Source organism: Bradyrhizobium sp. STM 3843, assembly GCF_000239815.1.
GTDB lineage: Bacteria > Pseudomonadota > Alphaproteobacteria > Rhizobiales > Xanthobacteraceae > Bradyrhizobium.
This window is the reverse complement of sequence record NZ_CAFK01000107.1, coordinates 1-8757: the sequence shown is the minus strand read 5'-3', so window position 1 is coordinate 8757 and position 8757 is coordinate 1. Positions and strand designations below refer to the sequence as shown.

General features: G+C 63.5%; 9 protein-coding genes. 1 reads left to right on the top strand and 8 read right to left on the bottom strand.

Translation table 11 applies throughout. The features are described from left to right. Positions 1–434 precede the first annotated feature (434 nt). From BRAS3843_RS14250 to BRAS3843_RS14235, 4 genes are all read right to left on the bottom strand, one after another. Positions 435–944 carry a Spy/CpxP family protein refolding chaperone gene (locus BRAS3843_RS14250; RefSeq protein ID WP_008969630.1) on the bottom strand — a complete coding sequence of 170 codons (510 nt, stop codon included), beginning with the start codon at positions 942–944 and terminating at the stop codon, positions 435–437. Between the two features lie 453 nt (positions 945–1397). Further along, positions 1398–1667: an EscU/YscU/HrcU family type III secretion system export apparatus switch protein gene (locus BRAS3843_RS14245; RefSeq protein ID WP_008969629.1), complete on the bottom strand. Its 270-nt coding sequence runs from the start codon at positions 1665–1667 to the stop codon at positions 1398–1400. Next, positions 1664–3343 (bottom strand): flagellar hook-length control protein FliK, encoded by a 1680-nt coding sequence (locus BRAS3843_RS14240; protein ID WP_008969628.1) that lies wholly within the window; start codon positions 3341–3343, stop codon positions 1664–1666. The genes BRAS3843_RS14245 and BRAS3843_RS14240 overlap by 4 nt, the downstream gene beginning before the upstream one ends. Positions 3344–3400: 57 nt before the next feature. Continuing rightward, positions 3401–4186: an ATP12 family protein gene (locus tag BRAS3843_RS14235; protein WP_008969627.1), complete on the bottom strand. Its 786-nt coding sequence runs from the start codon at positions 4184–4186 to the stop codon at positions 3401–3403. 89 nt (positions 4187–4275) lie between these two features. On the opposite strand from BRAS3843_RS14235, the gene BRAS3843_RS14230 reads away from it, so the two are divergent. Then, positions 4276–4716, top strand: coding sequence for a hypothetical protein (locus BRAS3843_RS14230; protein ID WP_008969626.1), 441 nt, complete (start codon positions 4276–4278; stop codon positions 4714–4716). 312 nt (positions 4717–5028) lie between these two features. On the opposite strand, the gene BRAS3843_RS42150 is transcribed toward BRAS3843_RS14230, so the two are convergent. Genes BRAS3843_RS42150 through BRAS3843_RS40705 form a run of 4 tightly spaced genes read right to left on the bottom strand, consistent with a single transcriptional unit; the run spans position 5029 to position 8309 of the window. Further along, the gene (locus tag BRAS3843_RS42150) at positions 5029–5754 is read right to left on the bottom strand and encodes a hypothetical protein (RefSeq protein WP_008969625.1); all 726 of its coding nucleotides are present in this window, start codon (positions 5752–5754) and stop codon (positions 5029–5031) included. Beyond that, the gene (locus BRAS3843_RS14220; RefSeq protein WP_008969624.1) at positions 5751–7127 is read right to left on the bottom strand and encodes an ABC transporter permease subunit; all 1377 of its coding nucleotides are present in this window, start codon (positions 7125–7127) and stop codon (positions 5751–5753) included. Before BRAS3843_RS14220 ends, BRAS3843_RS42150 begins: the two co-directional genes overlap by 4 nt. Further along, the gene (locus BRAS3843_RS14215) at positions 7114–7842 is read right to left on the bottom strand and encodes an ABC transporter ATP-binding protein (RefSeq protein ID WP_008969623.1); all 729 of its coding nucleotides are present in this window, start codon (positions 7840–7842) and stop codon (positions 7114–7116) included. The genes BRAS3843_RS14220 and BRAS3843_RS14215 overlap by 14 nt, the downstream gene beginning before the upstream one ends. A gap of 11 nt (positions 7843–7853) precedes the next feature. Continuing rightward, positions 7854–8309 carry a c-type cytochrome gene (locus BRAS3843_RS40705; protein WP_008969622.1) on the bottom strand — a complete coding sequence of 152 codons (456 nt, stop codon included), beginning with the start codon at positions 8307–8309 and terminating at the stop codon, positions 7854–7856. Between the last annotated feature and the right edge of the window lie 448 nt (positions 8310–8757).

The following is an 8757-nucleotide window of genomic DNA, read 5'->3' as shown; positions in this document are numbered from 1 at the left end:
GCGCGACATCGGCGAAGCTGCGCGCCGGCAACAGGCCGGCGGCGGCGATGAGCTGGAGCGCATGGCGACGATGGAGCACGACGGACGTCCCGGTCTGAATGAAGGCGCCACGTTTGGCGACGACATCATGGTCAAACCGTGGCGGAGCCGAAGATGCGCACCGCTGGCGCCTTGCTCTGTGGAGCTCGCCGAAGCCTGCGGCCTGGAACGTCGCCCGGCTCGCTGCGCGAGCAACGTTCCTAGAGCACGATCCGGAAAAGTGCGAAGCGGCTTTCCCTCGCGACAAACGCGGAACGCGTTTGCGCGGAGATCATGCTCAAACAATAACCTAAAGCGCGATGACGATTCCTCCTAATCTCATCGCGCTTTAGTCACGTTGTCTGTCAGTCGGATCGCAATCTGCGTGGCTGCGTTGGCCGCGCTAGTGCTCGACCTTATTCGTCGTCATCGTCAGTGTCGATACGACGTTCAATCGTATCTCGCATGCCGCGCGCAGCTACAACCGTCACGAAGGCCATTCTCCTCTTCTGATCTTCGCTGAGTGTCTTGTAGAGCGGCTCCCAGGCTTCAGCGACCTTCCTGAGGTCTGACGCACGTTGAGTCAGCGCGTCCGCCCGATGTTGCATGATCTCGATCGGACTGCGCCCGTGAAGCGCCTCCATTGCCCCCTCCTCACGCAATTCCGCTCGCTGTTCCCATCGCGCTTGCCGGTTCTTCGCCCTGGTGCGGATAGCATCCTCCACGGCCGGCCAGTACTTTTCCTGGTCCGATGTGAGCTGCAAGGCGGCCTTGATCGTCGAGACACGCGCATCCGTCAAGCTCTTGAGGTCTGCGGCGCTCGGATGCGTCAGTCCCACGGTCTTGGAGGACATCTCTTCGGCATAGGCGAGAGGTGACGCTGTGATGAGAACGGCAGTTGCTGCAACGGCAAATTTCTTGATCATCGCGAACTCCTGGGATCTCGTAGTTGGGCCCCCGGCGGAAGCTCGCAATGGAGATCATGGGCGCGGGTTGATTCAAATCAATGAGACGTTCACGCGTGGGTGAGTTCCGTCGGGCCTCATCTTCACGTCTTCGCAAAAACGTGAATGTCCCCAAGCTGATCGTGAGCAGGAAGTTGCCGACGAACAATAGCACAATTCCCGCGTCGAACGCGCGGAGCGACTGCTGTCCGCACTTGATCGGCTATGATCTCCATGTCTGTTCACCGGGTGACGCGTTGCATATGCGGAAAGATCTTGATGCACGCCGCATGGCTGCATCAAGGTCGAGTGCCCGCGAGTGACTCGATGTCATTGCTTCCAATCAGGAATACGATCGCGACGATATACCCGCTCGTCGCAAGCCAGCGTGGCGTCACGCGTGCGCGCAATATCCTGCGAATTGGGATCGGGATACTAACCCACCGGTCGCGAGAGCTTGAGCACGAACACCAGCACCTCGGCGACAGCCTTGTAGAGCTCTTCGGGAATTTCGTCGCCGAGCTCGACGTTGGAGAGCGCGCCGGCCAGGACCTCGTTCTCCTCGATCGGGATATCATGCGCCTTCGCGACCTCGATGATCTTGGTCCCGATGACGCCTTTTCCCTTGGCGACGACGCGCGGCGCGCCATGGCCCTTGTCGTAGTGGAGTGCCACCGCGAGCTGCGTCTTGCCGTCTGTGCTCATAGCGCGCGATCCAGGAAATGGCCGGCCCTGGGCTGGGTCACCGCCGGCGGGGCGCCGTCCTGAACGACGATGTCGCCCGGCGACAACTCGGCGCGGGCGAGCGCCTGGCTCAGCTCGCTCACGCCTGCGCGCAACCGCGCCGACGTGGCCGGACGCTCCGCCCACATCCGCACCGAGGTGCGCTCGCCGACCAGGCTGACCAGCGCATGCACGGGCCCTGCGGGCTCGACATCGATCGAGAAGCGCGCGCGCCAGATCCGTTTCGGCGCATCGGGCGATTGGCCGCCGCCGTCGCGCGAGATCTCGAACTGCGCCATTGCCGTGCCCTGCGGGGTCGCAAACGGGATCTCGAAATTCCACCGCGGCTGCGACGCATCGGTGTGCGGGCCGGAACTGTCGGTGCGATCCGGCAGCGAGGCCACCTGCAGCAGAGTCTGTCGCGACAGCGCGGCATCGGTCTCATCGAGCAGCCGATGCGCGATCGCCGACAGCGGCGCCTGCGGCGCGAGCGACGGGGTCGATACCGGCTGGGGCGTCGGCAGATTGCCGCGGAACGGCGGCGGCGGCGTGTTGGTGCGGACGACAACGTCATTGCCGTTGCGGCCGTTCGGCGCGGCGCTCCGCGCCGGCAGCAACCCGCCCGCGCGAGGCACCTGCTGCTGCGCCTCCTGCAGCAGCGCCAGTACGGTGCCCGGATTGAGGGACTGCGGCTTGGCCTGCGCCAGCGCGCTGACCAGCGTCGCGCCAAGGGCACTACCAAGTCCACTGTTAAGCCCGCTACCAAGGGTATTGCCGAGCGCGGCGCCGTCGGCTTGCGGACGGCCCGGCATGGAAGCCGGCGGGATCACTTCGCCCTCGGGATCAGGGACCAATGACGGCGCCGGCATCTGCACAACCTGCGCCGAGACTTTGCCGGCCTGCGGTGCGGCCGGCCCGTAAGGAGACGTCACCACCGGTGAGGTCGCGCTTGGCGCGGCATCGCCCGTGGTCTGCAACACCGAGGTCAGAGTCTGCCGCAGCACGATCAGCGCCGCCTTGAGGTCGGGCACGGCTCCACCCGCCGGCGGCGCCTCCGATGCCAGCGACGCTTCCAGGAACAGACCGGAGGCTTGGAACGCCTTCTGAACGTCCTCGCCGCTCAAGCTGGTGTCGAGCGAGGTCTGCTGCGCCAGCACCTGTCCGATGGCCGCACGCAAAGCGGGCGGCAGGTTGGGTGAATCAGCCACCGCGTTGAGATCGGCGAACAATTGTCCCTGGCTGCCCTGATGGCTCGCCGCCTCCTCGGTCGCCATGGAGACCGCGATGCGCTCCAACGGCGTCAGCGGATCGCTGACCGGCGTCGCCGCCGGAGGACTGAAACCTGCGACATTCACCACGGTGGCACTGGTCGGCACGTCGGCGGTGACTGAGCCTGCGCCGGGCTCGACCAGTGCGACACGAAGGCCCTGGTCGGTTTGCGTGACCCCGACCTGAACGGTCTGCCCGGGCAGCAAGGGCGTCGAACTGGCGAGTTCCATCAGCAAATTGCCGACCGCGACCTGGATCAGATTGTCAGCGAGGATCTCCTGCACCTTGCCGCTGAGCACGGCGCCGGCCTGCAGCGCCGTGCCGGCGGTCGACGTGCCGACGCTGCGGATGCCGTTCACCGGAGGTGACGGGGTGATACTCTGAACCATGGTACGCGCACTCGAGGTTACCGCCGGCGAGTTTAGCCGGGCGGCCTAAACCCCGCGTTAACCGGCCCGGTCCAACGCCTGCAGGATGTCCGCCGCAGCGCGGAAATCGACCTTGCGGGCGGCGCGGCGGGCCAGCGCCTCCTCGTCGGCGCCCCATTGTTCGGCATTCCAATCCTCGTCGACATGGGCGGCCGCCCAGACCTGGTCGGCATCCCGCACCCCGTGCACCAGCGCCAGGGCCAGCAGCGCCGAGCCGGTGATGGTGGTGACCACATGGGCTGCGGCAATCCGCCATGCGTCGCGCGGCAGCGCAGCATGGGCCGCCGCCACGGCAGCATCGGGTTGGGCGACATGCATGACGCCCTCGGCCATCATGAAATGCGCCGCCAACGTGTCGCGTGCCCAGTCCAGCACCGGATCCCAATGCTGCGCTTCACGTCGGACCAGCGCGTCCGGGTGGCTGGCACGGTAAAACAGGAGGTCGGACCGCAGGTATTTGGCGATGTCGTCGCGGACCAGATCGGTACGGCCGACGACGCCCTCCATGACGCTATTGGCAAACCGTGTCAGCGGCATCGTCAGCGGATTGAGCGTCTCGCCCTGCGCCTGCCATTCCGCCGCGACGGCTTCGGCCAGGCCCTTGACCGGGATGACCACGATCTGCCCGGAGGGCGTGCGGATCGGCCGGTCGTCGAGCGTGACCGCATAGCCGCCGCCCTCGGCCTCCTTCACCCCGGCCTGCTTGTAAAACCGTTTGCGCTGGGGACCGCGCATGGCCTCGCGCGCCTTCTCCTGGGGATCCAGCGGCGACTGGCCGGCAACTTCGTCGAACAATTCCCGCATGCAATATTTCGCCTTCGGATCGGATGATCTTGGACCTTCGGATGTTCTGGGATCAGATAGTCACGGTATCCAAGCATTGCGAGCCGCCGATGCGCCTGACCTTACCCATGCTGGCTTGGCTTGCCGGCATCGCCACCGCCTCAGCCGGCTTCAGCTCGCCGGAATCGCTGGTCCGCAACGTCTATGCCCATTACGGCCAGGGCACGCCCGAATTCTCCGCCGGCCTGCAACGGGATCAGGGCACCGCGCGCCAGTTTTTCGATCCAAGCCTCGCCAAGGCGTGGAGCGCCCCGCAGCACGAGCCCTATGATTTCCTGGTCCAGAGCCTGAACTGGAAGCTCGGCCCGGTCGCGATCGCGATCCTGCGCCGCCAGTTCGACAGGACCTATGTCAGCGCGGCCTTCGACAATCGGGGGCGACGGATCACGATGAACTTCATCGTCGTCAAGGGGCCGGACGGCTGGGTTATCTGGGACGTCGAGACGCCGCACGATTCCTTGCGCTCATTCCTGGAGCAGTTCCGGAATTGAGCATCCGGGAAAACCGACTCTCCTTCCCTTCAGTAGAGGCCATGAAACGGGAGAGCAGCATGCGCGTTCCGGGCATAATCCAATTACTTCGGATCGGAGATCGCCCGGACAATGCCGTCCGAGGGCGAACCAAGTCCTTTCGGCGTCAGGACCACATTGTCACCTGCCACGGTCACCTCGAAGCAGCCTGCGTCTGGCTCCGGCAAATCAATGCAGAGGTCATCTGCGCGGACCAGCAAGGGTGTGCATGAGCTCGCCTCGCCGCGCCTTGGCCCGACGCCTCATGTCTTGGCGATGCTCGCTTCAACACCGTTAGTTGCTGGCGATGATGGTGTAGTCGACGAAGTACATGTGGCTGTCGGCCTTCGACCACAGGCCGATGCGGCCCGATACGGGCTCTGCCAGCGTGTGCTCGAGGTAGAGCTTGCCATCCAGATAGCCCTCGACCTTGGTACCGCTGATCCGAACCTTGAGGTCGTGCCACTGGCGCGTTGGCGTCGGGGTGTTTCGCACCCACTTGACCGAGGAGCGCTTTCCCTTTTCGAACTTCCACAGCACGATATTGTCCTCCAGACAGTTTGCGCGCACTGTCAGATAGTCGCCGTTCGGTTTGAGGTTGAATAGAATTCCCGCTCCCTGATCGACGCGGCCAGACAAGCCTTCAAAGCGCACCGAAATTTCGCCGCCAGTGAAATTCTCGATCTTCGGTACGACCGCGTAAGGGTAGTAGGCATAGGCCTGGATGCGGTCGAGAAATTCGGCGTACCGGTCGCCGTAGAGTGCGCGTGCCTTGTCGGCGATGCCCGCGGACGACTGGCCTTCTTTCCACTGGCGGCCGTCCACCGTGAGCACCTTCTTTCCGGCGTTCTCCTCGATCCTCCAGAAGCCGACGACAGGCACGAATGACGCCGGCTCGGCGCCGGCCGTTTCATTCGAAAGATCAATTTTGATCGGCTCAGCAGTCAGTGCGGCAAAAGCGAGCGTGGCATACCCAATTGCCCCGAGAAGGGTTGCACCGAGAGTCTTGCGTCGGTTCATGGCTTACCTCCTTCATGAAGACATGCTGGTTTGATCGAAGGAAGTCGACGGGCCCACCACCAGGCGAGCGCAATCAGAACCGGCAATCCCCCCAGGAACCAGAGCAACGCCGCGTCTGCGCTCACAACCAGGGGATAACCGGGATACTCATCGCCCGATCCAGGCATCGGTGGTGCCAGGCCCGCAAGCGCGTATACCAGCGGCAGTATCTCGCGGGGGCTGGTGGACCGGCTCCTGTCAGTTCGGCCCCCGTATGCGTATTCGATCTGGCCATAAGCGTCAGATGACTCTGCAATGCTCCGGCGTCCGTTCACGAGAACGACCGTAACGTTGGGCATCGCACGCTCGAGCTTGGAGAGAACGTTCCGCCGCAAATCGATATACCGCGGGTCCTCCGGGACGAGGTTGACCGAGATGATCAGGGGAAGTCGAAACTTTGCCAGCAGCGCTTCATCGGCCGATGAGAATGAGTTTCGGCGATCTTCGCTGACATCGATGGACGTCCTGACTTGCGCCGCAACTCCAAGTGCAAGCACGATCGCAAGCAAACAGGACAGGGAGCGGACAATTTTCACGCGGGCCGAGACGCCAGGCGGAAGCCACACAACGGTCAAGGTCGCCAGTCCAAAGATGACTGCGGCGATCCCAAGCACCAGACCAAGCGAAAGAAGTCCCTGTTCAAACGGACGTAGCGTCTGGGTCAGCGACATCTGGGCCAACCACGACGACAAGCCCGAGCGGCCCGCGAGCGTGAAATCCAACACCCAAGATCCGATCGTCAGCGCAAGCGCCATGATAGCGGCCGTCGACGAACTGTCAGAGATGACGGCGGCAAATAGCCCGACCGCACCGACCAACAAGCCATACAGCAAATGACCAAACACCAGGTTGAGTGTCTCGGTCGCAGCCAAATGGCCACCCAATATGGCCCAGATCGCGATTGCCGATACGGCGGGAATGCTGACCATGCACAAGGCTGCAAGGATCGCGCAAAGCTTCGCGGTCACGAGCGTCGCGTATCGATACGGCAATTGAACCAGAAGGTAGAGTGCGCCGCTTTCCTTCTCCTGGCCGAGCACCCGGATCGCCACGAAAGGAAACAGAAGCGTCACCGCCACATAAAAGGACCCGAAGGTCGGGACGAGGACCCCATCGAGCGGCGACAGGCTCCGTGCCAGAACCGGCGACTGCGTGGCGGCAGAGCTGGATTCGCTGTAAAGCGACACCGCCTCGACGAAGCTGTATCCGACGAGCGGACAGACGAGGAGCAGCATGGTCCAGAGAGCTCGTCCGGCAGCGATCTCGGCGAACTCCTTTGTGAGCAGCGGGACGATCGACGCAGTCGCGCGCAGGTTTGGCTCACGTGATTGCAAGGAAGATATCCTCCAATGATCCCGCCGGCAGCCCGGTTTCCGCACGCAACTCGGCGAGGCTGCCTATCCCACGCACCCGTCCTGCCGAGAGCAGGATAAGCCGGTCACAAACTCGCTCGGCATCGGCGAGCTGATGAATGGATAGAATCAGGGTGCGTCCATGCGTCGTCTGATTGCGCAGCACACCGACTATGTCGTGCGTCTGGCGCAGATCGAATCCATCGAACGGCTCATCCATCAGCAAGAGCGGATGCGGCGCCAGCAGCCCAACAGCCAGCATGAGACGGCGGGCATACCCCTTCGAGAGAGCGTACACGCGCTTGCCCAGTGCAGGCTGCAACCCGAGCTCGGCGACGGCTTCGCCAACTTCCCGATCAGATCGCCGAAAGACGCCTGCAATGAACGACAGCACTTGCAGAGTCGATTGGTCCCGGTACGGGCGCACGGCGTCGGGAAGATAGAAAATCGCATCGCGCCGGCGGGCGAGGCCGAGCGGTTCGCCACGCCAGAAGATCTCCCCCGAATCGACCGGCAACAGCCCGGCAATTGCTTCCAGCAGCGTGGTTTTGCCCGCGCCATTGGGACCGATGATGCCGAGGATCTCGCCCGGCAGAGCAGAGAAGGCCACGCGATCGATAGCAGCGCCCTCACGCCCATAGCGCTTGGTCAGGTTCTCGACACTGAGCAAGGGCGCTGGATTGTGTCCCTCAATCATCGACAATCCTCTCAGAGCCGTGAGAGGTAGTGCGCAAGTGCCGCGATGTCCTGGTCATTCAATTGGTAGGCCACATCGGCCATCGCGGCGACGCCGCCACCGACACGAAGACCTGATTTGTAGTCATGAAGTGCCTTGGCGAGATAATCCTCGCGTTGACCGGCAATACGCTCGACCGCTTTGCTTCCGGCAAAATTGTCACCATGGCACGAGACGGAACGGCCGGTCGTGACCGCTTTCTTGCCGGCCGCCGTCAACTCCGGATGATCATCGGGCGCTGTTGCCGCGGAAGATTCCGGCGGAGCAAGAGCCGCGAAGTAGCCGGCAAGATCGCGAATATCTGTGTTAGCGAACCCTTCAGCAACCGGTGCCAGGACGACCGCCTCGCCGCTAGGGCGAGGAACGCCTGTGCAGCTCAAGGCGCGCGATAAGGGTTTTGGCGGAAGCTGGCTGGTGACAGCAAACATGCGGCGTCCTTCTCCGAAAAGCGGACGCGATGCTTGGGCATGTCGCCTCGTGGGGAGATCGCTATCCCCAGCAGGCAGCGTCCGCCAAAGGACGGTCGCCTGTCAATCAGGAACCGATGAAAGAGGCGCCGGCGATATATTCACTTCCGTTTGATCCCCCGCGCATATCATGCGGCAACGCAATGCGCCCCGACGGATCTAACGCCCACGACGTTTCCGGAATCGGAAGAAGCCGGCGCTGCGATCGTGCCACGGACCTCGGAGAACGGTCGCGAAGCTATTCCTCCGGCGCGTTCTCGATCGGATCGAAACGATCGGCCTCGAGCCCGAGCAGGTTCCAGGACTGCAGCATGTGCGGCGGCAGCGGTGCGGTGGCGTCGATCACGCCGCCGCGCGGATGCGGGATGACGATGCGCCGCGCCAAGAGATGCAGCCGGTTCTNCAGGCC

Coding starts and splice junctions, on each gene's coding strand:
- BRAS3843_RS14250 (WP_008969630.1), bottom strand. CDS start 944: ATGATCAAGAAATTTGCCGTTGCAGCAACTGCCGTTCTCATCACAGCG.
- BRAS3843_RS14245 (WP_008969629.1), bottom strand. CDS start 1,667: ATGAGCACAGACGGCAAGACGCAGCTCGCGGTGGCACTCCACTACGAC.
- BRAS3843_RS14240 (WP_008969628.1), bottom strand. CDS start 3,343: ATGGTTCAGAGTATCACCCCGTCACCTCCGGTGAACGGCATCCGCAGC.
- BRAS3843_RS14235 (WP_008969627.1), bottom strand. CDS start 4,186: ATGCGGGAATTGTTCGACGAAGTTGCCGGCCAGTCGCCGCTGGATCCC.
- BRAS3843_RS14230 (WP_008969626.1), top strand. CDS start 4,276: ATGCGCCTGACCTTACCCATGCTGGCTTGGCTTGCCGGCATCGCCACC.
- BRAS3843_RS42150 (WP_008969625.1), bottom strand. CDS start 5,754: ATGAACCGACGCAAGACTCTCGGTGCAACCCTTCTCGGGGCAATTGGG.
- BRAS3843_RS14215 (WP_008969623.1), bottom strand. CDS start 7,842: ATGATTGAGGGACACAATCCAGCGCCCTTGCTCAGTGTCGAGAACCTG.
- BRAS3843_RS40705 (WP_008969622.1), bottom strand. CDS start 8,309: ATGTTTGCTGTCACCAGCCAGCTTCCGCCAAAACCCTTATCGCGCGCC.